The sequence below is a fragment of the Streptomyces sp. NPDC001137 genome (genome assembly GCF_040298885.1).
Taxonomy (GTDB): domain Bacteria; phylum Actinomycetota; class Actinomycetes; order Streptomycetales; family Streptomycetaceae; genus Streptomyces.
Genome location: NZ_JBEPBA010000004.1, coordinates 93,443 through 117,200 on the forward strand (window position 1 = coordinate 93,443; position 23,758 = coordinate 117,200).

General features: G+C 70.8%; 24 protein-coding genes and 1 pseudogene. 11 read left to right on the forward strand and 14 right to left on the reverse strand.

Going from position 1 to position 23,758, the window contains the following annotated elements; genetic code table 11:
- The first annotated feature begins 23 nt into the window (after positions 1–23).
- A complete protein-coding gene (locus ABT254_RS09075; protein WP_099927742.1) occupies positions 24–269 on the forward strand; it encodes a YiaA/YiaB family inner membrane protein in 246 nt (81 codons plus the stop codon).
- 111 nt (positions 270–380) lie between these two features.
- Positions 381–1,004, forward strand: coding sequence for a TetR-type transcription factor C-terminal domain-containing protein (locus ABT254_RS09080; protein ID WP_351465844.1), 624 nt, complete (start codon positions 381–383; stop codon positions 1,002–1,004).
- 16 nt (positions 1,005–1,020) lie between these two features.
- On the opposite strand, the gene ABT254_RS09085 is transcribed toward ABT254_RS09080, so the two are convergent.
- Positions 1,021–1,482 carry a MaoC family dehydratase gene (locus ABT254_RS09085; protein ID WP_351465846.1) on the reverse strand — a complete coding sequence of 154 codons (462 nt, stop codon included), beginning with the start codon at positions 1,480–1,482 and terminating at the stop codon, positions 1,021–1,023.
- A 123-nt stretch (positions 1,483–1,605) separates the two neighbouring features.
- On the opposite strand from ABT254_RS09085, the gene soxR reads away from it, so the two are divergent.
- A complete protein-coding gene (gene soxR / locus ABT254_RS09090; protein ID WP_351465849.1) occupies positions 1,606–2,076 on the forward strand; it encodes a redox-sensitive transcriptional activator SoxR in 471 nt (156 codons plus the stop codon).
- Positions 2,077–2,203: 127 nt separating this feature from the next.
- Here the strand turns inward: soxR and ABT254_RS09095 are convergent.
- The 3 genes and pseudogenes from ABT254_RS09095 to ABT254_RS09105 form a co-directional block, all read right to left on the reverse strand.
- Positions 2,204–2,488, reverse strand: a pseudogene (locus ABT254_RS09095) (RNA ligase family protein); the annotation flags it as partial.
- Positions 2,489–2,661: 173 nt separating this feature from the next.
- On the reverse strand, positions 2,662–3,399 hold the full coding sequence (locus tag ABT254_RS09100; protein WP_351465852.1) for a 3-keto-5-aminohexanoate cleavage protein: 738 nt from the start codon (positions 3,397–3,399) through the stop codon (positions 2,662–2,664).
- A gap of 92 nt (positions 3,400–3,491) precedes the next feature.
- Positions 3,492–4,094: a hypothetical protein gene (locus ABT254_RS09105; RefSeq protein WP_351465855.1), complete on the reverse strand. Its 603-nt coding sequence runs from the start codon at positions 4,092–4,094 to the stop codon at positions 3,492–3,494.
- A gap of 221 nt (positions 4,095–4,315) precedes the next feature.
- Here ABT254_RS09105 and ABT254_RS09110 point away from each other — a divergent pair, with 221 nt between their 5' ends.
- Positions 4,316–7,096, forward strand: a complete 2,781-nt coding sequence (locus ABT254_RS09110) for a penicillin acylase family protein (RefSeq protein ID WP_351465858.1) — start codon at positions 4,316–4,318, stop codon at positions 7,094–7,096.
- 18 nt (positions 7,097–7,114) lie between these two features.
- Here ABT254_RS09110 and ABT254_RS09115 read toward each other — a convergent pair whose 3' ends face one another.
- The gene (locus tag ABT254_RS09115; protein ID WP_351465861.1) at positions 7,115–8,449 is read right to left on the reverse strand and encodes a serine-threonine protein kinase; all 1,335 of its coding nucleotides are present in this window, start codon (positions 8,447–8,449) and stop codon (positions 7,115–7,117) included.
- A gap of 81 nt (positions 8,450–8,530) precedes the next feature.
- Positions 8,531–9,769: an exo-beta-N-acetylmuramidase NamZ family protein gene (locus ABT254_RS09120; RefSeq protein WP_351465864.1), complete on the reverse strand. Its 1,239-nt coding sequence runs from the start codon at positions 9,767–9,769 to the stop codon at positions 8,531–8,533.
- Positions 9,770–9,933: 164 nt separating this feature from the next.
- Between ABT254_RS09120 and ABT254_RS09125 the strand changes: the two genes are divergently transcribed.
- The 3 genes from ABT254_RS09125 to ABT254_RS09135 are packed head-to-tail and all read left to right on the forward strand — an operon-like array spanning position 9,934 to position 13,013.
- Complete coding sequence (locus tag ABT254_RS09125) at positions 9,934–10,707, forward strand: SDR family oxidoreductase (RefSeq protein ID WP_351465867.1); 774 nt, start codon at positions 9,934–9,936, stop codon at positions 10,705–10,707.
- Positions 10,704–12,371 carry a class I adenylate-forming enzyme family protein gene (locus ABT254_RS09130; RefSeq protein WP_351465870.1) on the forward strand — a complete coding sequence of 556 codons (1,668 nt, stop codon included), beginning with the start codon at positions 10,704–10,706 and terminating at the stop codon, positions 12,369–12,371. The genes ABT254_RS09125 and ABT254_RS09130 overlap by 4 nt, the downstream gene beginning before the upstream one ends.
- 48 nt (positions 12,372–12,419) lie before the next feature.
- A complete protein-coding gene (locus ABT254_RS09135; RefSeq protein ID WP_351465873.1) occupies positions 12,420–13,013 on the forward strand; it encodes a TetR/AcrR family transcriptional regulator in 594 nt (197 codons plus the stop codon).
- A gap of 52 nt (positions 13,014–13,065) precedes the next feature.
- Here the strand turns inward: ABT254_RS09135 and ABT254_RS09140 are convergent, their stop codons facing one another.
- From ABT254_RS09140 to ABT254_RS09170, 7 genes are all read right to left on the reverse strand, one after another.
- On the reverse strand, positions 13,066–14,280 hold the full coding sequence (locus ABT254_RS09140; RefSeq protein WP_351465876.1) for an acyl-CoA dehydrogenase family protein: 1,215 nt from the start codon (positions 14,278–14,280) through the stop codon (positions 13,066–13,068).
- Positions 14,281–14,286: 6 nt separating this feature from the next.
- Positions 14,287–15,309 (reverse strand): phosphotransferase family protein, encoded by a 1,023-nt coding sequence (locus ABT254_RS09145; protein ID WP_351465879.1) that lies wholly within the window; start codon positions 15,307–15,309, stop codon positions 14,287–14,289.
- A 168-nt stretch (positions 15,310–15,477) separates the two neighbouring features.
- Positions 15,478–15,774, reverse strand: coding sequence for a hypothetical protein (locus ABT254_RS09150; RefSeq protein WP_351465882.1), 297 nt, complete (start codon positions 15,772–15,774; stop codon positions 15,478–15,480).
- Between the two features lie 135 nt (positions 15,775–15,909).
- The gene (locus ABT254_RS09155) at positions 15,910–16,233 is read right to left on the reverse strand and encodes a DUF202 domain-containing protein (protein WP_351465885.1); all 324 of its coding nucleotides are present in this window, start codon (positions 16,231–16,233) and stop codon (positions 15,910–15,912) included.
- Entirely contained in the window at positions 16,230–16,622 is a 393-nt protein-coding gene (locus ABT254_RS09160; protein WP_351465888.1) for a YidH family protein, read from the reverse strand. The genes ABT254_RS09155 and ABT254_RS09160 overlap by 4 nt, the downstream gene beginning before the upstream one ends.
- 74 nt (positions 16,623–16,696) lie before the next feature.
- The gene (locus ABT254_RS09165) at positions 16,697–17,230 is read right to left on the reverse strand and encodes an NUDIX hydrolase (RefSeq protein WP_351465891.1); all 534 of its coding nucleotides are present in this window, start codon (positions 17,228–17,230) and stop codon (positions 16,697–16,699) included.
- 46 nt (positions 17,231–17,276) lie between these two features.
- The gene (locus ABT254_RS09170; protein ID WP_351465894.1) at positions 17,277–18,170 is read right to left on the reverse strand and encodes a DMT family transporter; all 894 of its coding nucleotides are present in this window, start codon (positions 18,168–18,170) and stop codon (positions 17,277–17,279) included.
- A gap of 406 nt (positions 18,171–18,576) precedes the next feature.
- On the opposite strand from ABT254_RS09170, the gene ABT254_RS09175 reads away from it, so the two are divergent.
- The 4 genes from ABT254_RS09175 to ABT254_RS09190 all read left to right on the forward strand — a co-directional run bounded on the left by ABT254_RS09175 (position 18,577) and on the right by ABT254_RS09190 (position 22,568).
- Positions 18,577–19,518, forward strand: a complete 942-nt coding sequence (locus ABT254_RS09175; RefSeq protein WP_351465897.1) for a hypothetical protein — start codon at positions 18,577–18,579, stop codon at positions 19,516–19,518.
- A gap of 34 nt (positions 19,519–19,552) precedes the next feature.
- Positions 19,553–21,094, forward strand: coding sequence for an APC family permease (locus tag ABT254_RS09180; protein ID WP_351465900.1), 1,542 nt, complete (start codon positions 19,553–19,555; stop codon positions 21,092–21,094).
- 111 nt (positions 21,095–21,205) lie between these two features.
- Entirely contained in the window at positions 21,206–21,958 is a 753-nt protein-coding gene (locus ABT254_RS09185; protein ID WP_351465903.1) for a molybdopterin-dependent oxidoreductase, read from the forward strand.
- The gene (locus ABT254_RS09190) at positions 21,942–22,568 is read left to right on the forward strand and encodes a cytochrome b/b6 domain-containing protein (RefSeq protein WP_351465906.1); all 627 of its coding nucleotides are present in this window, start codon (positions 21,942–21,944) and stop codon (positions 22,566–22,568) included. The genes ABT254_RS09185 and ABT254_RS09190 overlap by 17 nt, the downstream gene beginning before the upstream one ends.
- Here the strand turns inward: ABT254_RS09190 and ABT254_RS09195 are convergent.
- On the reverse strand, positions 22,506–23,642 hold the full coding sequence (locus ABT254_RS09195; RefSeq protein ID WP_351465909.1) for a hypothetical protein: 1,137 nt from the start codon (positions 23,640–23,642) through the stop codon (positions 22,506–22,508). The genes ABT254_RS09190 and ABT254_RS09195 overlap by 63 nt on opposite strands.
- Between the last annotated feature and the right edge of the window lie 116 nt (positions 23,643–23,758).

The following is a 23,758-nucleotide window of genomic DNA, read 5'->3' on the forward strand; positions in this document are numbered from 1 at the left end:
CACATCCGCCGACGCTTGTCCCCATGAGTGACACATCCGGCAAGCAGCAGAACACCGCCGCCTTCTACGGCCAGGCCGTCGCCTCCTTCGCGATCGCCATGGCCGCGACCGCCATCGGCATCTTCCGGCTGAACGCCGACGCCTGGGTGCGGGCGTTCCTCGGGATCGCGGTGCTGTACCTGGTCACCTCCGCCTTCACCCTGGCCAAGGTGATCCGGGACCGGCAGGAGGCGGCGGAGCGCGCGTACCACCCCTTCGAGAAGCTCTGAGCCGCTTCGAGAAGCTCTGAGCCGCTTCGAGAAGCTCTGAGCGGCCGCTCTAAGCGCTCGCTCACCTTCGGCGGTATGGTGGGGCTCTGTCGGTGAGAGGGGTAATGAGCGATGAGTACGGCGGAGGAGACGACCGGCGGCGAGACGTCCGCGTGGGGCGAGGTCACGCCCGACGCGGCCCGACGGCTGCTGATCGCCGCGGTGGAGGCCTTCGCCGAGCGCGGGTACCACGCCACGACGACCCGTGACATCGCGGGCCGCGCGGGCATGAGTCCCGCCGCGCTCTACATCCACTACAAGACCAAGGAGGAGCTGCTCCACCGGATCAGCCGGATCGGTCACGAGAAGGCCCTGGAGATCCTGCGGACGGCGGCCCGGCGCGAGGGCACCGCGACCGAGCGGCTCGCCGACGCGGTGAGCTCCTTCGTCCGCTGGCACGCGGGCGGCCGTACCACCGCCCGGGTCGTGCAGTACGAGCTGGACTCGCTCGGTCCGGACGCCCGCGAGGAGATCCTCGCGCTGCGTCGGCAGTGCGACGCCGAGGTGCGCGGGATCATCGAGGACGGCATCGCCTCCGGCGAGTTCGAGGTGCTGGACGTCAAGGGCACCACCCTCGCCGTCATGTCGCTCTGCATCGACGTCGCCCGCTGGTTCAACGTCGACGGGCCCTGGACGCCCGACGAGGTCGGCGCGCTCGACGCCGACCTCGTGCTGCGCATGGTGGGGGTCAAGTAGCCCGCCGGGCCACTGCTCAGACGTAGAAGCGGGCCACCGACTCGGCCACGCAGACCGGCTTGTCCCCGCCCTCGCGCTCCACGGTGTAGGCGACGGCCAGCTGGATACCGCCCGGCACGTCCTCGACGCTGCTGATCCTCGCGGTGGCGCGCAGACGCGAGCCGACCGGCACGGGGGCGGGGAAACGGACCTTGTTGGTGCCGTAGTTGACGCCCATCTTCACACCCTCGATGCTGATCAGCTGAGGGCCGAAGAGCGGCAGCAGCGACAGGGTGAGATAGCCGTGCGCGATCGTCGTCCCGAAGGGCCCGGCCGCGGCCTTCTCCGGATCGACGTGGATCCACTGGTGGTCGCCGGTGGCCTCCGCGAAGAGATCGATCCGCTTCTGGTCGATCTCCAGCCAGTCGGTGTACCCCAGCTGCTCGCCCACCGCCGCCTTCAGCTCGTCGGCGGACGTGAAGATCCTCGGCTCTGCCATGTCCCGGCCTCCCATGCCTCGCTCATGCTCTGAACACTATGTCTAAGCAACTGCTTAGCATGGTCGCACGCGAAACCAATGTCAACGGACAGCGGCCGGGTACGGATCGGTAGGGTTCGAGGGGTGCCCCAGATTCCAGAGAAGATCCACGAGCTCACGGTCGGCCAGCTCGCCGCGCGCAGCGGCGCCGCCGTCTCCGCCCTGCACTTCTACGAGTCCAAGGGTCTGATCAGCAGCCGGCGGACCGCGGGCAACCAGCGCCGCTACCACCGCGACACGCTGCGCCGGGTCGCCTTCGTGCGCGCCGCGCAGCGCGTCGGCATCCCCCTGGCCACCATCCGTGAGGCGCTCGCGGAGCTCCCCGAGGAACGCACTCCCACCCGGGAGGACTGGGCCCGGCTCTCCGAGGCCTGGCGTTCCGAGCTCGACGAACGCATCAGCCAGCTCAACCGGCTCCGCGACCACCTGACCGACTGCATCGGCTGCGGCTGTCTCTCGCTGGACGGATGCGTCCTGTCCAACCCGGACGACGTGTTCGGCGAACGGCTGACGGGGTCGCGGCTGATGGTGGAGCGCAGGGGGAAGCGCGCTTAGCTTGTGGCCCGGCGCTGGTGCGGGCGGGGGGCTTGCCCGCGTGTGCGGGGCGCCGCTGTCTTTGGGACGGGTGCCGCCCCAGCGGCACGACTGCCCGCAGCTAGGGCGATGACCACGCAACCCACGCTCACTCGTACTCGGTCCCACCCTTCCGCGTCAGATAAGCCGCACTCACCGCCTTCGCGATCGCCCGCGCCCCGGTCACCGCGCTGTACCGCTCCACCGCAGGCCGGATCACCACACCCTCCCGCAGATGCGGCCCCCGCCCCGACACGGTCTCCCGCCCGCTCGCAACCTCCAGCACCCGCTCGACGTCGTACGCCCCCTCGTAAAGCCGCGGCACCAACGGCACCTCCCCGCCCAGCAGTTCGGCCGCATCCAGCCACCGCACCGTGCCGTCGATCTCCGCCGACGGCTGGCTCTACGACCTGCTGTCCGACCGCTCCCCCTTCCCTGGTGGTACGACGACAGCGAGGACGCCGGCCTCGCGGACCTGCGCAGCCGGCCGGCCGGCCCGGGCGCCGCCCGCCTCCGCGCTCAGGGCGAGGCCGATCCGGCGACCCGTGCCGAGCTCCTCGCGCCGCCCTATGACGAGCGCTGGGCGCACCCGTACTGGGCCAGGGCTTCGGCGACCAACTGGGCGTTGGACAGGGCCCGTTCCCCGTCCGGCAGGAACAGGGTGTCCTCCAGGCCGATCCGGGTCGCGAGCCCGAGCCGCCCCGCCAGCCGCAGCACCGGCCACGCCCCGCCGTCCTCGCCGTGCAGCAGCACGGGGGCGGCCGGGTGCGGGCCCAGGTCCGTGATCAGCGCGCGCGCTGTCTCCTCCGCCGTGTCCGGCGAGGTGTCCGTCACCTCGGCGAGTACGCGGAGCACTCTCGGGGCCAGGGGTGAGGCCGCGAACCGTATCGCCCCGTCCGTCCCGGACCAGATGCCGGCCTCGACCTCCACGCCCAGGTCGAGCAGCGCGGCGGCGATCTGCTCGGCGCCCTCCTCATGCCAGTTGACCGAGGCGTGGTCAGGAAGCTCGGAGAGCGCGGCCCAGCTCAGGACGCGCTCCATCCGTGCCGCAGGATCCGGTTCCGCCCAGGCGCCCGTGGTCACGCCCACCGGCACCGACACCCGCGCCCGTATCGCCTCGAGGACCGGGCCGATCACGCGGGGCGACAACGAGTCGCGCCCGCAGGGTGTCTTGGGGTGGACGTGGATGTCCGTGGCCCCGGCCGCGACGGCTTGCGCCGCGGACTCGGCCATGGCTTGTGGAGTCAGCGGAACCATCGCTCCGTCGGCGGCCCCCCGGGGCCCGTTGAGACACACCTGCACCATGTCTCGATGGTGCCAGTCACCACTGACAACGAGGACAAGCCGACAACAGGGACATACAGGGGGTGCGGCATCCCCGGCGCACCCCCGCCGTACTAGGCCGACACCAGCAGCCTTCCGCGCCTTGCGTCCGCCAGGGCCTCGGGACTGAGCACGGGCCGTGGCACGAGAATTCCGCAGTGAGTGCAGACCGGACCCGAGGAGGGTTCGTGGTCCAGGTCGTACTTCCAGATCAGGCGCTCCGCGCCGCACACCGGGCAACCGGAGCCCGGCTCACGCTCCAGGCCGGAGATCAGCCGGCGCAGCACCTCCGCAAGCGGTTCACGGGGGTGCACCCGTGGGTCGTCGCACCAGGCGACACCGAAACCGCCCCAGGTCAGCCGGTGCCAGTCGTCCACCGTGCCCGGCCGGCGCAGCCCGTCGTGCTTTTCCTTCTTGCGCCGCTCGGCGAACTCGACCTCGTAGGCCAGCCAGACCGAACGCGCTTCTTCCAGCTCCTCCAGTGCGGCCACGAGCCGCGCCGGGTCGGGAGAGCGGTCCTCGGGACCGAACCCTGCCCGGGAGCACAAATGGTCCCAGGTCGCCCTGTGCCCGTAAGGGGCAAACCTCTCAAGGCACTTGCGCAGTGAGTAGCGCCGCAGTGCCAGATCGCACCGCGGGTCGCGGACCTGTCTCGCCAGACTCCGGAAACCGGCCATCGCCCTGCACCTCCGTCACACCTGCACCTGTACTTCGGTCACTTCGGCGTCGTCGTACGGACGTCGCCGAATAGACGTATCGACAAGCGATTCGGCTCCATCCGATTTCCGATGCCCTCCATAAGCCGTCCCGCCCACTCCAAAACTTGACGCATGTTCATCTTCACTCCCGGGGATACCGGCGGTAACGTCCCGGCTCACCCCCGTCGGTAGGAGCTGCCATGCCCTGGCGTACCTCTCGTAGCGCCCCAGTCAGACTGAGAACTCCCGGCAGACTCGCCGGGTTCCTGAAGACCGCATCCATATGCGTCCTGATTGCTGGACTTTTGTCCCCACTCACCCAGGCGACGGCCGCGGCCGCCACCTCGAACGACTACTGCGGCGGCCAGTGTTCCGACATCCTGCCGCCCGGTGAGAACGGCAACGCGACCCTCGCCCAGGTCCTGCTCAACCAGGCGTTCGGCACCCAGCCCGACCATGCGGAGGACCAGCTCGGCCCGTACGCCAACCTGGCCAAGGGGTACTCCTCGCTCACCGACTCGACGATCAACACCTTCTTCAACGACGCGTCGTTCGGGGTCCCTTCCGATCAAGTCGCCTCCACCGAGAAGCCTGCGGGCCGCACCGACGTGACGATCGTCCGCGACAAGAAGGCGGGCATTCCGCACATCACCGGCACCACCAGATACGGCACGGAGTTCGGCGCCGGATATGCCGCAGCTGAGGACCGGCTGTGGCTCATGGACGTCTTCCGGCACGTGGGACGCGGCCAGCTGACGACGTTCGCGGGCGGCGCGGCCTCCAACCAGGGCCTGGAGCAGCAGTTCTACCGCAACGCCCCCTACAGCGAGGCCGACCTGCAGGCCCAGATCGACAACGCCGTCGCGACCAACGGCGCCCGCGGCCGGCAGGCCCTCGCCGACGCCAACGCCTACCTGGCCGGCATCAACGCCTACATCGACGCCTCCGACAGCGGCCGTTACTTCCCCGGCGAGTACGTCCTGACCGGTCACAAGGACTCGATCACCAACGCCGGCACCATCGACCACTTCAAGATCACCGACCTGGTGGCGCTGGGTTCCGTCATCGGTGCCCTGTTCGGCGCCGGCGGCGGCGGCGAGGTCAACAACGCGATCTCACTCCTGGCCGCCCAGTCCAAGTACGGCGTCGCGGAAGGCACCAAGGTCTGGGAGTCCTTCCGCGAGCGCAACGACCCCGAGGCCGTGCTCACCGTCCACAACGGCGAGAGCTTCCCGTACGCCACCAAGCCCGACACCGCCCAGGGCGAGGCCCTGCCGGACGCCGGCTCGGTGACGACCGAGCCGCTGGTCTACGACGCCACCGGCACCGGGGCGAGCCAGAGCGCCACCGCCGCCTCCAAGGCGGCGACCACGACCGCGCTCAGCTCGGCCAGACGCGGCATGTCCAACGCCCTGGTGGTGAGCGGCAAGTACACCGCCAGCGGGCACCCGATCGCCGTCTTCGGCCCGCAGACCGGCTACTTCGCGCCCCAGCTGCTCATGCTCCAGGAGCTCCAGGGACCGGGCCTCAGCGCCCGCGGCGCCTCCTTCGCCGGCCTGAGCATGTACGTCGAACTGGGCCGCGGCCAGGACTACTCGTGGTCCGCGACCACCTCCGGCCAGGACATCATCGACACCTACGCCGTCGAGCTGTGCCAGGACGACTACCACTATCTGTTCCACGGCACCTGCACGGCCATGGACAAGGTCGAGCAGACCAACTCCTGGAAGCCGACCACGGCCGACGGCACCGCGGCGGGCTCGTACACGATGAGAGTCTGGCGCACGAAATACGGGCCGGTGCAGTACCGGGCGACCGTCGGCGGCAAGAAGGTCGCGTACACCACCCTGCGCTCGTCCTACATGCACGAGGCCGACTCGATCATCGGCTTCCAGATGCTCAACGACCCCGACTACGTCAAGGGCCCGCAGGACTTCCAGAGCGCGGCGCAGCACATCAACTACACCTTCAACTGGTTCTACGCCGACTCCCAGCACACCGCGTACTACAACAGCGGCAACAACCCCGTGCGGGCGAGCGGCGTCGACGCCGAGTTCCCGGTGTGGGGGCAGGCGGCCTACGAGTGGAAGAACTGGGACCCGACGACGAACACCGCCGACTACACACCGGCCTCCGCTCACCCCAACTCCATCGACCAGGACTACTACATCTCCTGGAACAACAAGCAGGCCAAGGACTACACGACCGCGCCCTGGGGCGACGGGTCCGTGCACCGCGGCAACCTGCTGGAGGACCGGGTGAAGAAGCTGGTCGCGGCCGGCGGGGTGACCCGTACCAAGCTGGTGCAGGCCATGGCGGACGCGGCACTGGAGGATCTGCGGGCGGAGGACGTGCTGCCGAAGCTGCTCAAGGTCATCAACAGCAGCACGGTGACCGACTCCACCGCCGCGGACGCCGTGAGCAAGCTGCAGGCGTGGGTGACCGCGGGCGCCAAGCGGACCGAGACGTCGGCCGGTTCGAAGAAATACGCCAACGCCGACGCGATCCGCATCCTGGACGCCTGGTGGCCGCTGCTGGTGAAGGCCGAGTTCCAACCGGGCCTCGGCAGCGATCTGTACACCGCCTTCACCAACAACCTGCCCGTCGACGAGTCCCCGTCGGCCGCACACGGGCCGACCGGCTCGCACGCCGGCAGCTCCTTCCAGTACGGCTGGTGGAGCTACATCGACAAGGACATCCGGGCGGTGCTCGGTGATTCCGTGCAGGGGCCGCTGGCGCAGAAGTACTGCGGCGGCGGCAGCCTCAGTTCCTGCCGGGACATCCTGATCAGCACCCTGAAGACGGCGGCCGGCACCTCCGCGTCGACCGTCTACCCCGGCGACTCCCTGTGCTCGCCGGGCGACCAGTGGTGCGCCGACTCGATCGTGCAGCGCACGCTCGGCGGCATCAAGCACTACAACATCAGCTGGCAGAACCGGCCCACCTTCCAGCAGGTGGTGGAGTACACCTCGCACCGGTGACGGACCAGCGGCGGCGGGTCAGCGGATGCGGCCCGCCGCCAGCACCACCTGGGCCAGCTCCCGGTGCACGATGTCGCTGTGCGCACCGGCGGGTGGTCCGCCGCTCCTGACCACGGCCGCGGCGTCGATGTTGACGCAACCCGAGGCCGGCAGGGTGCTGGTCAGGGCGTCCGCGAGCTTGTACGCGCGCGTGCCCGGCACGGCCTGCACACCGTCGTGCCCCATCGCACCCCACTTGGCGCCCAGCATCGCCGCGATGCCGAAGCCCTCCGTGGTTCCCTGGACGACGCCCTGTGCGTCGTCCGCCATGCGCGAGGCCAGCGGGTAGATCGTGCCGAGCGCCGAGTCGAAGTGGGAGTAGCAGCACACCAGAGGGCCGTCGACGCGGTTCTGCTGGCCCTGCAGCACCCCTCCCGCATGGGCGTCGTACGGCAGCCGTGCCGCGAACGCGTAGTGCGAGAACGCCCCTTGCAGCAGCGTCACCGACTTCACCGTGCGCACGCCCTGGGGCAGCCCGCGCAGCGCGAACGACACCAGCCGGCCGCCGAAGCTGTGCCCCACGAGGTGCACGCGCACGCCGGGGGCGGAGGCGGCGAGCTGCCCGACCACGGGGCCGAGCCCCCGCTCGCCGACCGTGCCCGCACGCCGTTTCATCGCGTAGTACGTCGCCTGCCGCAGCAGTTCCTTCGCTCCGTCCCAGGGGTTCGGCAACGAGAAACCCTCCGCGTCGCCACCGGACCGGACCGCGACCAGCGCCCGCGCGAACTCGTCGCAGAGCGTCGCCGTGTCGCCGGTGAACAGCACCGGCTCGCTCTGCGGGACACCCTCCGCGAGGGTGTCCGCCGCGAACAGCGGCTGCGGCCCGCCCGGCACGAGCTCCACCAGCAGCCGGACCAGCCGCCCGAACTCCTCCAGCTCGTTCTCGGGCCGCTGCTCCAGCATCCGTGCGATCTGGTCGACGACGGTGGCCCGCCCGGGGAACGTCTCCATGAGCGCGTGCCGGGTGTCCTTGTCGAGCGCGGGCGCCGGGGTGGTCTCCGCCTCCATGGCCACCACGGACTTCGGGAAGTCGGGGATCGGCTCGTCGCAGAACCGCATCGACGGCCAGATCACGCCCACGTACCCGATCCTCGCCTGGGCCGCGAGCTGCGGGAACGGCGCGAAGAACCGGCTGTAGAGGGCGGTCGCGCCCGAGCGGTCGTTGTTCCAGCCGTGTGCGAAGACGATCAGGTCACGGACTTTGCGGTCCGTGACCTCGGCGAGCAGCCGGTCCCGCTCCCGCCCGTCGACGTCCCCGTCCGCGTCGAAGGTCAGCTCCCAGTAAGGAGTCACACTCATTGCCGGCTGTGCCATGACAGGCCCCCTCGTCCCCCGTAGCAGTGCGATGTGGGCGCATCGTCCTGCTACCGGCCGAGGATGGCCATACGTCCCGACTCACTTGTAGAGGAGGTATTCCTTTCGAATCCGCCGGAACGCGGCGAGTTCCTCCTGCCAGCCCGCCACCACCTCGTCGGTGCCCGCGCCCGCGTCGATCGCCGTACGCACACCCGTGGAGCCCGTGAGCTTGTCGATCCAGTTGTCGGAGCGCCAGCCGAAGCCGCTCCACACCTTCTTGGCGGTCACCAGCAGCGCGATCCCGGTACGGACCGGGTCGTAGGCGGCCCGGTCGTGCACGTGGATCTGCACGCCGCCGATGGTCTTCCCCTGGAACTTGGAGAAGGTCGGCGCGAAGTACGCCTCCCTGAAGTGGACACCTGGCAGGGCGAGTTCGTTCGCCGCGGCCGCCCACCTCCCGTCGATGCCCTCCGCGCCGAGCAGCTCGAAGGGGCGGGTGGTGCCGCGGCCCTCCGACAGATTGGTGCCCTCGAACAGGCACGTCCCGGAGTACACCAGCGCCGTGTCGGGCGTCGGCATGTTGGGGCTCGGCGGCACCCAGGGCAGCGACCAGGCGTCGTAGAACTCCGAGCGCTTCCATCCCGACATCAGTACGGTCTCCAGGGGCACGGGGGTGGTCAGGAACTCCCCGTTGAACAGCCGGGCCAGCTCCGCGACCGTCATGCCGTGCGCCTGGGAGATCGGCTGCCGTCCCACGAAGGTCGCGAACTCCTTGTGCAGCACCGGGCCTTGGGCCGCGCGGCCGGTCGCCGGGTTCGGCCGGTCGAGGACGACGAAGCGTTTGCCGGCGAGCTGGGCGGCCTCCATGCAGTCGTACAGCGTCCAGATGTACGTGTAGAAGCGGGCGCCGACGTCCTGGATGTCGAAGACGACCGTGTCGACGCCGGACGCCGTGAAGACGTCGGCGAGGGGCCGGCCGCTCTTGAGGTACGTGTCGTAGACGGGCAGGCCGGTGGCGGGGTCGTCGTAGCCGCCTTCGGAGCCACCTGCCTGGGCGGTGCCGCGGAAGCCGTGTTCGGGACCGAAGACGGCCCCCAGGTTCACGCGGTTGTCCGCGTGCATCACATCGACGATGTGGTGGACGTCTCGGGTCACCCCGGTGGGGTTGGTGACGATTCCGACTCGTTGCCCGTCGAGGAGTGCGTAGCCTGCTGCGGAGAGGCGCTCGAAGCCGGTGCGGAGTTTTTTGGTTGGGGTGGCCGCCGAGGCCGGGGGTGCCGAGGCGAGGGACGCTGCTGCCGTTGTCGCTGCGAGTAAGGCTCGTCTGGATAGGCGCATGGGGTGCACGGTATTGCTGCCGCAGGTCGTGGGGAAGGTGCGGGTTCGTGGTGGCTTGTCGCGCAGTTCCCCGCGCCCCTTGACGGTGTTGCAGGCACCTCTTTCCTGTTACATACCGACCGGTTAGTCTGGCGGGCAGCCAGAGCCGCAGTCGAAGGAGACCGATGGTGGAAGCCGTGCAGGATGCCGGAGTGGTCGTCACCGGAGCGGGAGGCGGGATCGGGGCCGCCCTCGCCCGGCGGTTCGCCGCCGAAGGGGCCCGGGTCGTTGTGAACGATCTTGATGCGGACCGGGCCAAGGCTGTGGCCGAGGAGATCGGCGGTACAGCCGTGCCCGGGGACGCCTCCGCGATCGTCGCCGACGCCCGGGACGCGCTCGGCGGATCCATCGACGTCTTCTGCGCCAACGCCGGTGTCGCCTTCGAGGACGCGGGGCCGGGGCAGCCGCTGGACGAGAAGTCCTGGGCCGTCTCCTGGGACGTCAACCTGATGGCCCATGTCCGTGCCGCTCATGAGCTGCTTCCCGAGTGGCTGGAGCGGGGCAGCGGTCGTTTCGTGTCCACCGTCTCCGCCGCCGGGCTGCTGACCATGATCGGGGCGCCCTCCTACAGCGTCACCAAGCACGGTGCGTACGCCTTCGCCGAGTGGCTGTCGCTCACGTACCGGCACCGGGGGCTCAAGGTGCACGCCATCTGTCCGCAGGGTGTGCGCACCGACATGCTGGCCGCCACCGGAACCGCGGGCGACCTGGTGCTGCAGCCGACCGCGATCGAGCCGGCGGACGTCGCCGACGCCCTGTTCAAGGGGATCGAGGAGGACCGGTTCCTGATCCTGCCGCATCCCGAGGTCGCCGGGTACTACCAGGCCAGGGCCACCCACCCCGACCACTGGCTGACGAACATGAACCACCTCCAGCAGAAGTGGGAGGAGGCGCGATGACCGGCTCCTCCTACGCCGCACGGCCCTGGGTGGCCCTGCTGAACGAGGCCCAGCGCGGACCGATAGAGCCCGCCGACTCCCTGGTGCACGCGCTGCGCCGGTCGGTCGCCGAGGCCCCGGAGCGCACCTTCCTCGCCTACTTCGACGGGCGGCTGAGCTACCGCGAGGTCGACGAGCTGAGCGACTCGGTCGCCGGACATCTGGCCGCCCGCGGCCTGGAGCGCGGCGACCGGGTGGCGATCCTGCTGCAGAACTCCCCGCTCTTCGTGCTGGCACTGCTGGGCGCCTGGAAGGCGGGGGCGATCGTCGTGCCCGTCAACCCCATGTACAAGTCCGGGGAGGTCGGACACGTCCTGCGGGACGGCGAGGTCACGGCGCTCATCTGCACCGACCGGGCCTGGGAGTCGTATCTGCGGGACACGGCCGAAGGCTCGCCCGTGCAGATCGTGCTGACCGCCTGCGAGCTGGACTTCCAGACGCGTGGCGACGCGCGGGTGCTGGGCTTCGAGCGGCTGCCGCAGGCCGCGGACGCCGCCGATCTGACGACCGTGGCCCGCGCCGGGTACGAGGCGCCCGAGGGCCGCCGGCTCACGCCGTCGGACATCGCGCTGATCAGCTACACCTCGGGCACCAGCGGCACCCCCAAGGGCGCCACCAACACGCACGGCAACATCATGTACAACGCGGAGCGGCAGCGGACCGGGCTCGCTCTGCCGGACCCACCCGTGTACTACGCGCTGGCGCCGCTGTTCCACATCACCGGGATGGTGTGCCAGCTCGGTGCGTGTCTCAACAGCGCGGGCACGCTCGTGCTGACGTACCGCTTCGAGGCGGGTGTCGTGCTGGAGGCGTTCGCCGAGCACCGGCCGCACTACACGGTCGGCCCGTCGACCGCCTTCATGGCGCTGGGCGCCCACCCGGACGCCACCCGGGAGCACTTCTCCTCGTTCGTGAACATCTCCAGCGGCGGTGCGCCCGTGCCGCCCGCCCTGGTGGAGAAGTTCCGGGCGGGCTTCGGCCCGTACATCCGCAACGGCTACGGGCTGACCGAGTGCACCGCGCCCTGTGCCTCCGTGCCGCCCGGCCTCGAGGCGCCCGTCGACCCGGCCTCCGGCACGCTGGCCGTGGGGCTGCCCGGTCCCGACACCCTCGTACGCATCGTCGACGACCAGGGCAAGGAGGTGCCCTTCGGCGAGCAGGGCGAGATCGTCGTCCGCGGGCCGCAGGTGGTGCCCGGCTACTGGCGGCGGCCGGAGGCGACCGCCGAGACCTTCCCGGGCGGTGAGCTGCGCACCGGCGACATCGGCTTCATGGACGAGCAGGGCTGGCTGTACGTCGTCGACCGCAAGAAGGACATGATCAACGCGTCCGGTTTCAAGGTGTGGCCGCGCGAGGTCGAGGACGTCCTCTACACGCATCCCGCGGTCCGTGAGGCGGCCGTCGTCGGGGTGCCGGACGGGTATCGCGGGGAGACCGTCAAGGCGTACATCAGCCTTCGTCCGGGCGCCGACACGGACCCGGGTGAACTCGCGACGTACTGCAAGGAGAGACTGGCCGCCTACAAGTACCCGCGGCAGGTGGAGATCCTGCCCGACTTGCCGAAGACGGCGAGTGGGAAGATCCTCCGTCGGGAGCTTCGTTCCCGGCCGCAGGACAGCGAATAACCAGCGAACAGATACAGGCAGAGAGCTTGAAAGGCAGGTGGCGGCACAGTGCCCAGAACGACGGACGGTGACGGTACTCCCGTCCCGCAGCGGCTGCTGGCCGCCGCCACCCGGCTCTTCGCCGAGCAGGGCTACGACCGCACCTCCGTGCAGGAGATCGTCGAAGCGGCCGGCGTCACCAAGGGGGCGCTGTACCACTACTTCGGCTCCAAGGACGACCTCCTGCACGAGGTGTACTCGCGTGTCCTGCGCCTCCAGCAGGAGCGCCTCGACGCGTTCGCGGACGCCGACGAGCCGATCGAGAAGCGCCTGCGGGGCGCGGCGGCCGATGTCGTCGTCACGACGATCGAGAACCTCGACGACGCGATGATCTTCTTCCGTTCCATGCACCACCTGAGCCCGGAGAAGAACAAGCAGGTGCGTGCGGAGCGCCGGCGCTACCACGAGCGCTTCCGTGCGCTGGTGGAGGAGGGGCAGCAGGCGGGCGTCTTCTCCAAGGCGACACCCGCCGACCTGGTGGTGGACTACCACTTCGGCTCCGTGCACCACCTGTCGACCTGGTACCGCCCGGACGGGCCGATGAGCCCGCAGGAGGTCGCCGACCACCTGGCGGACCTGCTGCTGCGGGCGCTGCGGCCGTAGGACGTACACGGGTGAGGGGCGGTCGCCACGGCGACCGCCCCTCACCCATGCCCTACAGGTACTTCTTCAGCTCCCGGCGCGCCAGCGACCGCTGGTGCACCTCGTCCGGGCCGTCCGCGATCATCAGTGTCCGCGCGCCGGCGTACAGCTCGGCCAGCGGGAAGTCCTGGCTGACGCCGCCCGCGCCGTGCAGCTGGATCGCCCGGTCGATGATGTCGACGACCGCGCGAGGCGTGGCGATCTTGATGGCCTGGATCTCCGCGTGGGCCCCCCTGTTGCCGACCGTGTCCATCAGCCAGGCCGTCTTGAGGACGAGCAGCCGCAGCTGCTCCACCGTCACGCGCGCGTCGGCGATCCAGTTGTGCACCACGCCCTGCTGGGCCAGCGCCTTGCCGAAGGCCGTACGGGACACCGCCCGGCGGCACATCAGCTCGATCGCCCGCTCCGCCATGCCGATGAGCCGCATGCAGTGGTGGATACGGCCCGGACCCAGGCGGGCCTGGGCGATGGCGAAGCCGCCGCCCTCCTCGCCGATCAGGTTGGACACCGGCACGCGCGCGTGGTCGAAGATCACCTCGGCGTGGCCGCCGTGGTAGTGGTCCTCGTAGCCGAAGACCTGCATCGCCCGCTTGACGGTGACGCCAGGGGTGTCGCGGGGCACCAGGACCATGGACTGCTGGCGGCGGATGTCCGCGCCGTCCGGGTTCGTCTTGCCCATCACGATGAAGATCTTGCAGTCCGGGTTCATCGCCCCGGAGATGTACCACTTGCGGCCCGTGATGACGTACTCGTCGCCGTCCCGCTCGAGGTGCGTGGTGATGTTGGTGGCGTCGGACGAGGCCACCTCCGGCTCGGTCATCGCGAACGCCGAGCGGATCTCGCCCGCCAGCAGCGGCTCCAGCCACTGCTTCTTCTGCTGCTCGTCGCCGAACTGCGCGAGCACCTCCATGTTGCCGGTGTCGGGGGCCGCGCAGTTCGTGGCCGTCGGCGCCAGCTGCGGGCTGCGGCCGGTGATCTCGGCCAGCGGGGCGTACTGGAGGTTGGTCAGTCCGGCGCCGTGCTCGGCGTCCGGCAGGAAGAGGTTCCACAGGCCCTGCCGGCGCGCCTCGGCCTTCAGCTCCTCCACCACGGCAGGGGTGTCCCAGGGGGAGGCCAGCGCGGCCCGCTGCTCCTCCGCCACCGCCTCGGCCGGGTAGACGTACTCGTCCATGAAGGCGAGCAGCTTGACGCGCAGTTCCTCGGTGCGCGCGTCGAACGCGAAGTCCATGGTCTGTCAGCCTTCCTGAAGAGTGGTCAGGCCGTGCTCGATGAACACGGGCACCAGGTCGCCGATGCGGTCGAAGCCGCGGCCGACCGTCTGGCCCAGCGTGTAGCGGTAGTGGATGCCTTCGAGGATCACGGCGAGCTTGAACCAGGCGAACGCCGTGTACCAGGACACGGACGAGACGTCGCGCCCGGAGCGGGCGGCGTACCGCTCGATCAGCTCGGCCGGATCCGGGTGGCCGGGGGCCTCGGCGGTCGTGGAGACCGGGGAGTCGGGCATGCCCAGCGGCATGCTGTACATGACCAGCAGGCCCAGGTCGGTGAGCGGGTCGCCGAGGGTGGACATCTCCCAGTCGAGGATCGCCTTGATCCGGTCGTCCTGACCGATCAGGACGTTGTCGAGCCGGTAGTCGCCATGGACCACGGCCGGTGCGGGGGAGGCGGGCAGCTGCCGGCCCAGCGAGGCGTGCAGCTCGTCGATGCCGGCCAGGTCACGGTTGCGGGAGGCGTCCAGCTGCTTGCCCCAGCGGCGCAGCTGCCGGTCCAGGAAGCCCTCGGGGCGGCCGAAGTCCGCGAGGCCCACCTCGGCGGGGTCCACCGCGTGCAGTTCGACGAGCGTGTCCACCAGGGACAGCACCGCGCCGCGGGTGCGCTCCGGGCCGAGCGGGGCGAGCTGGTCGGCCGTGCGGTACGGCGTGCCCTCCACGAACTCCATGACGTAGAACGGCGACCCCAGCACCTCCTCGTCCTCGCACAGCAACACCGGCGTCGGCACCGGCACGTTCGTCGGGTGCAGTGCGCTGATCACCCGGTGCTCGCGCTTCATGTCGTGCGCGGTGGCCAGGACATGGCCGAGCGGGGGGCGGCGCACGACCCACTTCGAGGTGCCGTCCGAGACGGCGTACGTGAGGTTCGACCGCCCGCCCTCGATCAGCCGGCCGGTCAGGGGGCCGTGCACCAGGCCGGGCCGCTCCTGGTCGAGCAGGCCGCGCAGCCGGTCGAGATCGAGACCTGGCGGGTGGTCGGGGCTCATCGGTGCTCCTTCACGGGCGTCAGAACGGTTCCCGACTATGATGCCGACCGGTCGGTATGTCGTCCAGTGCGTGCGCCGAACGTGATTCGAGCCACGATAAGCCGACAGCTCCCGGCGCGGTGGCGCGGGGAGCTGTCGACCGCCTGGTTCCGGCCTTTTCCGGCAGGCTCAGTGGTCGTCCCAGTGGCCGTCGTGCGGGGCGTGCCGATGGCCGTCGTGCAGGTAGTCGACGTGGTCGCCGTGCAGGACGCTCTCGTGTCCGCAGCCCTCGCCGTGCCGGTGGTCGTGACCCTCGTGGGGTGCGTGCCCGTCCGGCTCGCACTCGTCCCAGTGGCCGCCGTGCTCGCGGTGCAGGTGTCCGTCGTGCGCGTAGTCGACGTGGTCCCCGTGCGGCACCTGCGTGTGTCCGCAGTCGGAGCCGTGGATGTGGGCGTGAGAGGTGTGTTCCAGGTGGAGGGTGGTCATGGGGGGCTCGCCTTCGGGAAATGCGGCTGATGACGTCGGACAGGGTGCCATGTGAATGGTGCATATCGGACCATTCGGCTTGCGTGGCGTCCGCGTGCGCCGGAGGAGCGAGCCCGTGAAAGTCGTCGGACCTGGTCAGAGGACCAGTGCCACCCCGCACGCGGCCAGGGCCACCGTGCACAGGGCCGCCGCCGTGGCATGCCGGGGGGCGAGTGCCAGGGGGCTGCCCGAGGACGCCAGGGCGCTGATGCGGCGGTGGGCGACGAGCAGGAAGCCCAGCCAGAGGGCGCAGCACAGGGCGCAGGCGATGATCCCCACCGCGGAGACGCTGCCGTGCAGCGCGGTCTTCGTGGCGAGGACGGCGGCCACGGTGCTCGCCAGCGTCGTACGCCGCCAGGCGAGCCGGGTCCGCTCCGGCTGGAGGCCGGGGTCGCGGTCCTGGCCCGGGCCGGCGTTCATCCCTCCCACCCGACGAGGACGACGACGACCATCGCCACGGCCACGACGGCGACGACGATGCTCAGCAGCGCGGGGAACCGTGAGACCGGCAGATCCTCGCCGCGCCGCATGGCCCGTTCGCAGCGCATCCAGTGGTTGACCGCGCGCAGCGAGCACAGCACGCCCGCGCCGAGCAGCGCGAGCGCCAGCCCCACGCGCCAGGCCCAGCGCAGATCCGGCAGGAACTGGTCCACCGCGAAGCCGCCGCCGATCAGGGCGAGGGCGGTGCGCAGCCAGGCCAGGAAGGTGCGCTCGTTCGCCAGGGAGAAGCGGTAGTCCGGCGTTCCGCCCTCGCTCCGGACCTGTTCCGGGGCGAACCAGAGCCGGACGTTTCGCGCGAATTCGATCACGCTTACGACCTTATCCAGCTTCGTCCGGCGCCGTCGGCTGGGGGGCTGCCGCCCCCAGACCCCCGCCTCGGCCCTTAAGGGGCCTCGTCCTCAATCGCCGGACGGGCTGACAAAAGCCGCTCGTACGCCGCCAGGCCGTCCGGAACCCACTCCCATTCCGTCAGCCGCCGCTGCACCTCCGCCTCCGGCAGGAAGGCGTGCCAGGCCACCTCCTCCACCTGCGGGCTGACCGGCAGCTCGCAGCGGACCTCGTACACCGCCGACCACCATGTCTGGCCGGCGCCGTCGTCGTAGAGGAACTTGAACAGGAAGCGCGGGCTCGGGAGGCCGGAGACGCCGAGTTCCTCCTCGGCCTCGCGCAGCGCGGCGTCGTCGTAGGACTCGCCCGCGCCGACCACTCCGCCGACCCACATGTCGTAGAGGGAGGGGAAGACCAGCTTGGTGGGGGTGCGGCGGTGGACGAACAGGCGGCCTTCCGCGTCCCGGGCCTGGATGAAGACACAGCGGTGGCGCAGGCCCTTGGCGTAGGCCTCGCCGCGTGGGGACTGGCCGACGACCTGGTCGTTCTCGTCGACGATGTCGAGGATTTCGTCTGCGGGGCTCGTCATGCCGCCATCCAAGCAGGACGGCAGAGCCTGTGTCCGACCCAGGCTCTCAGCTGCGCTGCAGGGCCTGGACCCGCTGCGGCTTCGCCGTGCCGCTCGGCATGCACGGGTGCAGGCCGAGGAGGACGATTCCGCCGACGATCGCCGCGAGGCCGGCGGCCTCCCAGGCGAGGGCCCCCGTGTCGGTGCGCAGGCGGTCGCCCAGGAAGCCCACTCCGCACAGGATGCCCGCCAGCGGCTGGGCGGCGGTGAGGGCGGGCAGCGACATCCGCAGGGGCGCGGTCTCGAAGGCGCTCTGGACCAGGATCAGGCCGGCCACCCCGAGCGCCGCCACGCCGTACGGCTGCCAGCCCGTCACCAGCTCGGTGAGGCCGCCCTGGGTGAAGCGCTCGCCGCTGACCCGGGTGAGTGCGTCCTGGACGCCGTAGAGGAGACCGGCGGCGAGGGCGAGCAGGACGGGGGCGGCGCTCAGCCGGGAGCGCTTCGCGTACGTCGTCAGCAGGAGGGCCAGGCCGATCATGGCGCCGATGATCAGCCAGTGCCGGAAGGGGTCGCTGACCGCGGTGCCGCCGCGCGGCTCGCCCGCGACGATGAAGGCGGTGACACCGCCCGCGAGCAGCGCGAGGCCGGTCCAGCCCTGGCGGCCCAGGGGCTGTCTGGTCTGCTTGCGGGAGAGGGCCAGGGCGAACAGGAGGTTGGTGGCGAGGAGCGGCTCGACCAGGGAGATCTCGCCCTGGCTCAGGGCGATCGCCCCGAGGGCCATGCCGGCCACCATCAGCGCGATGCCGCCCAGCCAGCGCGGCACCTGCATCAGGTCGAGGAGCAGTCGCGGCGAGAGGAAGTCGCTGAGGGGCGCCCGCTGGGCCGCGCTCTGCTGGAGCACGAATCCGAAGCCCAGGCAGCAGGCAGCGCTCACGGCGAGAATCAGAACCAGAACGGACACGCTGCGTACCTCGGGTCGGATAGGCCGGGCTTCGGGGTGCGTAGTGGGTGACTGTAGCGTCCCAGGGCCCGGCTTGCCCCTGGGAGTGCCCGGATCCGGGCCGTCGACTCGGTCACGTCTCCCCGGGGATCAAGGGCGGGTGCCACGTCGTCCCGTCATGGTGGGGTGCCTGGACGTGCGGCGCCATGGCGTGCGCCACATGCGTGACCTGGTGCTCTGCAACGCGGGGGGCTGGGTGATCACAAGTGCCCCATCAACCACGGAAGTTGACGCGTGTAACAACCCTTCCTCCCTTGACGTAAAGCCTTGGCGGGGGGTTTGCTGTGCGTGATCAGCTGACGGCAAACCGATATCAGGCCGGACCGATACCAGACGTCGAGCCGCGTCGCGTGAGGAAGATCCCGCGGTGTCCCCACCCCCACCCTTCGGCCGGGGCCGCAAGCGCGCGGCCCAGACCCTCGACGCCGCCCTCGACGACACCGAACTCGTCGCAGCCCGGGCCGCGTTGGCGCAGGGACGGTGGCAGGCCGCGCGATCGCTGCTCGTTCAGACGGGGGACGAGTGGGATCTGCGCGGACACCGGGTCACCGTGCTCGCGCTGGAGTCGTACAGTGCCGCCTGGGCACGGGACTGGCTGCTCGCCGAGCCCGACTCCGCCGACGCCGCCGTGCTGCTCGCGCTCGCGCTCGTGCAAGGTGCCTTACGGGGCAAGGAGAATCCGGAGCGCGCCCGCGAGGCCTGCCGGGACGCCGCCGTGCGCGTGCCCGCCGACCCCACGCCGTGGCTCGGCCTGCTGATGCTGGAGCGCGACCCGGGCCCGGACTGCGAGCGGCTCTTCGCCGAGGTCCGCGGCCGCTACCCCGACCACCACCACGCCCACCACCTGATGGTCGCCCGCCTCGCCGAGCGGCACGCCGACGCCGGCCCGGACCCGCTGCACGAGGTCTACGACTTCGCCAACCACTCCGCCCTGCACGCCCCCGCCGACTCCCCCCTCGCCATCCTCCCGGTCGTCGCCCACGCCGAGCGCTACCGCGTGCTGGCCGCCGCCGGGCACGAGCCCGCCGACCCCGCCGCCTCCGGCCACTGGAGCGGACGCCGGGCCCGGCAGGTGATGAAGGCCGCCTTCGACTGGTGGCTGGAATGGGAGCACGAAGGCCACCCGCGCCGCCTGGTCGACCTCAACTTCCTCGCCCACGCCAAGGTCTGCGAGGGCCGCGGCGCCGAGGCCGCGGCCCTGTTCCACCGCATCGGCGAGCACGCCACGGCCGCCCCCTGGTCGTACCCGGACCGCGATCCGTACTCCGCCTTCCGTGCCGCGCGCGCCACCGCGCTCGGCACGGCATGACACTCCCGACCCCGACAGAAGGACGGTCCCCCGAATGACCACGGGCAGTTCCAACGCGAGCAGAGCCGCCGCGGGCGGCATCAGTACCTATCTGGGGCAGGAGCGCGCCCTGCGCGCCGACCGCCTGGGCGCGGGCGGCCTGCTGCTCTCCGTGCTCGCCGCGACCGCCCCCCTCATGGTGGTCGCGGGTGTCATGCCCACCACATTCGCGGTGATGGGGATCGTCGGACAGCCGCTGCTCTTCGTCGTCCTCGGCGTGGTGCTGGTCCTCTTCAGCGTCGGCTACGCCGAGATGAGCCGGCACGTCCACAACGCCGGCGCCTTCTACGCGTACATATCCCGCGGCCTGGGCGGCACCGCAGGAGCGAGCGCGGCCCTCGTCGCCCTCGCCGCCTACAGCGCGCTCCAGGTCGGCATCTACGGCATCTTCGGCTTCGAGGTCTCCAACCTGTTCGCCACCTACGCCGACGTCCAGGTGGCGTGGTGGATACCCGCGCTGGCGGCCGTGGCCGTCGTCGGGCTGCTGGGCTGGCTGAAGATCGACGTCAACGCGCGCCTGCTGGGCGTTCTGCTGGTCGTCGAGGTGATCCTCGTCGTCATCTTCGACGTCGCCTCGATCGCCGACCCCGCCAAGCAGGGCCTGTCGCTGCACGCCTTCAACCCGGACACCCTCACCGGCGCCGGGGTCGGCACGGCACTCTGCTTCTGCATCGCGGCCTTCACCGGCTTCGAACAGGCACCGGTGTACGCGGAGGAGACCAGCCGCCCGCACGTCCTCGTCCCGCGGGTGATGCTGCTCGCGGTCGGCTTCGTCACCGTCTTCTTCGCGATCAGCTCCTGGGCGTACACCGTCGCCACCGGTCCCTCCTCGATCGTCGGCGCCGCGCAGAAGCAGAGCGCCGGACTGCTGTTCTCGCTCACCGAGTCCCGGCTCGGCGGAGCCTTCACCGACGTCCTGCACGTCCTGTTCGTGACCGGCATGTTCGCGGCCCTGCTCAGCTTTCACAACGTCGTCGCCCGGTACGCCTTCGCCATGGGCCGCGAGGGGCTGCTGCCGCGCACCTTCGGCCGTACGACGGGCACGAGCGGCGCGCCCGGCACCGGCTCCCTGCTGCAGACCGTCGTGTCCGCCGTCGTCGTGATCGCCTTCGCGGTCGCCGACGACAAGCCGACCGGCGACCCGACCGCACCCGTCCTGCACCTGTTCACCTGGCTCGGCAACATCGGCGCGCTCGGCGTGATCCTGCTGATGGCGGCCGCCTCCGTGTCGGTGATCGTCTTCTTCGCCCGGCGCGGAGCGGCGGCCGCCCAGGCCTGGCGACTGGTCACCTCCGCCCTCGCGGCCGTCGCCCTCCTGGTGATCGCCGGCTACACGGTCAAGGACTTCGACGTCCTGGTCGGCGCCGGCCCGGACTCGGCCCTGAGCTGGGCGCTGCCCGGCATCATCGGCCTCGCCCTGGTCGTCGGCCTGGTCCAGGGCCTGCTCCTGCGCTCCCGCTCACCCGAGGCGCACGCCCGCATCGGGCTCGGCAACGAGGCGTTCCAGCTGGACCAGGCCGCGCAGGAGGCGTCGTAGCCACGAGGACCGCCGACGGATTCTGAGAACGCCGTAAGAAGTGATTACGGAACCCTGACGAGCACCCGCGATTCCTGGTCCCGCCGGGGCCGCGGGTGTTCGAATGGATACGTGAACTCCGAACATCCCGAGGAGCCGGGCACACCGCAGCCACCTCCGGAGCGCGGCACTCCGGTCGGCAGACGTGTCCTGCTCGGCACCATCGGCCTGGGCGCCCTCGGCGTGGTCGCCGCGCCCACCCTGCAGCGCGCCCTGGAGGGCTTCCTCGGCGCGGCGGCCGAGAGGGACCCCACCGGCCTGACCGGCCTGCTCCCCAACGGGGGCGGCTTCCGCTACTACTCGGTCGCCTCCTCCGTACCGCACAAGAACGCCACGAACTACCGCCTCACCGTCGACGGCCTGGTCGACCGCCCGAAGACCTACACCCTCGACGACCTGCGCGCCCTGCCGCAGACCCGGCTGGTCAAGGACGTCCAGTGCGTCACCGGCTGGCGGGTCCCGGGCACGCCGTTCGAGGGGGTGCGGCTGTCCCGGCTGCTGGACGCCGCGGGAGTGCGCTCCACGGCCGGGGCGGTCCGCTTCACCTGTTTCGACGGCACCTACACCGAGAGCCTCACCCTCGACCAGGCCCGCCGCTCCGACGTCCTGGTCGCCCTGCGCATGCAGGACAAGAGCATCGGCCACGACCACGGCGGCCCGGTCCGCCTCTATGTGGCGCCCATGTACTTCTACAAGTCCGCCAAGTGGCTGTCCGGCATCACCGTCACCGAGCACGTGAAGCCGGGCTACTGGGAGAACCGCGGCTACGACGTCGACGCCTGGGTCGGCCATTCGAACGGGCGGGACGATGAGCCTACGAGCTGAGGCGCACACACCGCCGGTCGCCGGGGTCCGCCGGTTCGGCCCCGTCCAGCGCTGGGTGCACCGCACGACGGCCGCGCTGATGGGTGTGTGCGTGGTGACGGCCGCCTTCCTGTACGTCCCGCAGCTCGCTGAGCTGGTCGGCCGCCGCGAGCTGGTGGTCCGTGTGCACGAGTGCGCCGGGCTCGCCCTGCCGGTGCCCGTCCTGGTCGGTCTCGTCTCCCGCCACTTCCGCGCCGACCTGGGGCATCTGAACCGCTTCGGTCCCCACGACAGGGTCTGGCTGCGGGCGGCTCTGCACCGGGACAAGCGGCGCTCGTCGCGTCCGGCGGCGAAGTTCAACGCCGGGCAGAAGATCTACGCGGCGTGGATCGCCGGGGCCACGCTGGTGATGCTGGGCACCGGGCTGATCATGTGGTTCACCCATCTGACCCCGCTGATGTGGCGCACCAGCGCGACGTTCGTCCATGACTGGCTGGCCCTGACGATCGGGATCGTGCTCGCGGGGCACATCGGGATGGCGATCGGGGATCCGGAGGCGCGGGGTGGGCTACGGACCGGGAGGGTGAGTCGGGAGTGGGCCGAGCGGGAGCATCCCTTGTGGCGGCCCTGAGGGCGCCTCCGGCGGGGGCGAGGATGCTACGGCGGGTGCCACCACTGTGAGGGCGTTTTTGAGGCGTGCCTCCGTGGTTCCGTAGCGGACGATCACGTCCACGGGGCCCTCCGCGGGGGGTGTGGTGTCTGGTCGGATGGCGTCTGCGGCGCCGTTGTGGCTGGTCGCGCAGTTCCCCGCGCCCCTAAAGGCCGTTGCTGCACCGCACAGGGATGGCACCACCGCCGAGAGCACCAGTTCGTCGCCCGTCTGCGAGCGCAGTACTGGCGGGCCTGCGAGTTGTTGGCCGCCTATGAACACGCTGCCGAACCTGAGCAGTTCGGCGTGGTCGAAGAAGGTGCCCCGTAGTTCGATGGTGATCGTGTCGCCCGGTTGTGCCGCGCCGTCACTGCCCGTGTCCACGCCGGCGATCCGGTAGGTGCAGGCGGGGGTGCCGCCGGACGCGGTCTTCAACTGCACGGTCGCTTCCGGGTGTTGGCGATGGAAGTCCAACAAGCCGCCGAGCACCGCGTAGGCGGCGCGGCCCTTGCATGTGTCTGCCTTGCCTGCGAGGGCCGCGTACTCCTTGGTCGCCGTGGCCCAGCTGCCGCCCTCGCCCTGGACGGCCAGGCAGGCGGTCGCGAGGGCGTGCAGCAGGCGCCACTCCGGATCCGTGGAGGCCGTGGGGATCAGCTTGAGGGCGGTCCGGCACCGGCCGGGGTCGCGGAGCTGGTCGTAGACGCTCGACGGGTCGGGTGCGGTGTCGGCGTCGGGCGAGACGGGTCCCGGCGAGAGCCAAGTGGGGGTCAGGAGAGGCCCGTTGCTCGGGGAGGTGTCACTCGGCGAGGGAGTGGCGGTACGGGTGTGGCCCTGGCCGCTCGGCAGCGCGGTGCCGCTCGCCTCTCCGGCGGGGGACTGCCGAGGTGTGGGGGAGGGTGACGGGACGCCGTTCGACGGCCCCGCGGTCACGATCACGCTGCCGCCGCCCCGGCTGTCCGGTGTGTCACTCCCGTCACCGTTGAAGGCCGTGACGGCCACCGCCACCGCTCCGACCACGAGCAGCCCCGAGATACGCATCCCGAGGGAAACCGCCATGACGCCCCCCGACCCCCGACCCCCAGCACCCCTGGAGGCCATGTCCAAGGATGCCCTCATCATCGGGGCCGAGCCCGGCGGCGGGAAGCCGCCTTGGGCTGATCCTTGGGGAAAAT

What these genes read in the sequence shown, in the direction of transcription:
- ABT254_RS09155 (WP_351465885.1), bottom strand. Translation starts at nt 16,233, where the DNA reads ATGAACGCCGGCCCGGGCCAGGACCGCGACCCCGGCCTCCAGCCGGAG.
- ABT254_RS09100 (WP_351465852.1), bottom strand. Translation starts at nt 3,399, where the DNA reads ATGGTGCAGGTGTGTCTCAACGGGCCCCGGGGGGCCGCCGACGGAGCG.
- ABT254_RS09105 (WP_351465855.1), bottom strand. Translation starts at nt 4,094, where the DNA reads ATGGCCGGTTTCCGGAGTCTGGCGAGACAGGTCCGCGACCCGCGGTGC.
- ABT254_RS09145 (WP_351465879.1), bottom strand. Translation starts at nt 15,309, where the DNA reads ATGAGCCCCGACCACCCGCCAGGTCTCGATCTCGACCGGCTGCGCGGC.
- ABT254_RS09085 (WP_351465846.1), bottom strand. Translation starts at nt 1,482, where the DNA reads ATGGCAGAGCCGAGGATCTTCACGTCCGCCGACGAGCTGAAGGCGGCG.
- ABT254_RS09180 (WP_351465900.1), top strand. Translation starts at nt 19,553, where the DNA reads ATGACCACGGGCAGTTCCAACGCGAGCAGAGCCGCCGCGGGCGGCATC.
- ABT254_RS09165 (WP_351465891.1), bottom strand. Translation starts at nt 17,230, where the DNA reads ATGACGAGCCCCGCAGACGAAATCCTCGACATCGTCGACGAGAACGAC.
- ABT254_RS09120 (WP_351465864.1), bottom strand. Translation starts at nt 9,769, where the DNA reads ATGCGCCTATCCAGACGAGCCTTACTCGCAGCGACAACGGCAGCAGCG.
- ABT254_RS09140 (WP_351465876.1), bottom strand. Translation starts at nt 14,280, where the DNA reads ATGGACTTCGCGTTCGACGCGCGCACCGAGGAACTGCGCGTCAAGCTG.
- ABT254_RS09150 (WP_351465882.1), bottom strand. Translation starts at nt 15,774, where the DNA reads ATGACCACCCTCCACCTGGAACACACCTCTCACGCCCACATCCACGGC.
- ABT254_RS09190 (WP_351465906.1), top strand. Translation starts at nt 21,942, where the DNA reads ATGAGCCTACGAGCTGAGGCGCACACACCGCCGGTCGCCGGGGTCCGC.
- ABT254_RS09130 (WP_351465870.1), top strand. Translation starts at nt 10,704, where the DNA reads ATGACCGGCTCCTCCTACGCCGCACGGCCCTGGGTGGCCCTGCTGAAC.
- ABT254_RS09115 (WP_351465861.1), bottom strand. Translation starts at nt 8,449, where the DNA reads ATGGCACAGCCGGCAATGAGTGTGACTCCTTACTGGGAGCTGACCTTC.
- ABT254_RS09080 (WP_351465844.1), top strand. Translation starts at nt 381, where the DNA reads ATGAGTACGGCGGAGGAGACGACCGGCGGCGAGACGTCCGCGTGGGGC.
- ABT254_RS09075 (WP_099927742.1), top strand. Translation starts at nt 24, where the DNA reads ATGAGTGACACATCCGGCAAGCAGCAGAACACCGCCGCCTTCTACGGC.
- ABT254_RS09195 (WP_351465909.1), bottom strand. Translation starts at nt 23,642, where the DNA reads ATGGCGGTTTCCCTCGGGATGCGTATCTCGGGGCTGCTCGTGGTCGGA.
- ABT254_RS09110 (WP_351465858.1), top strand. Translation starts at nt 4,316, where the DNA reads ATGCCCTGGCGTACCTCTCGTAGCGCCCCAGTCAGACTGAGAACTCCC.
- ABT254_RS09125 (WP_351465867.1), top strand. Translation starts at nt 9,934, where the DNA reads ATGGTGGAAGCCGTGCAGGATGCCGGAGTGGTCGTCACCGGAGCGGGA.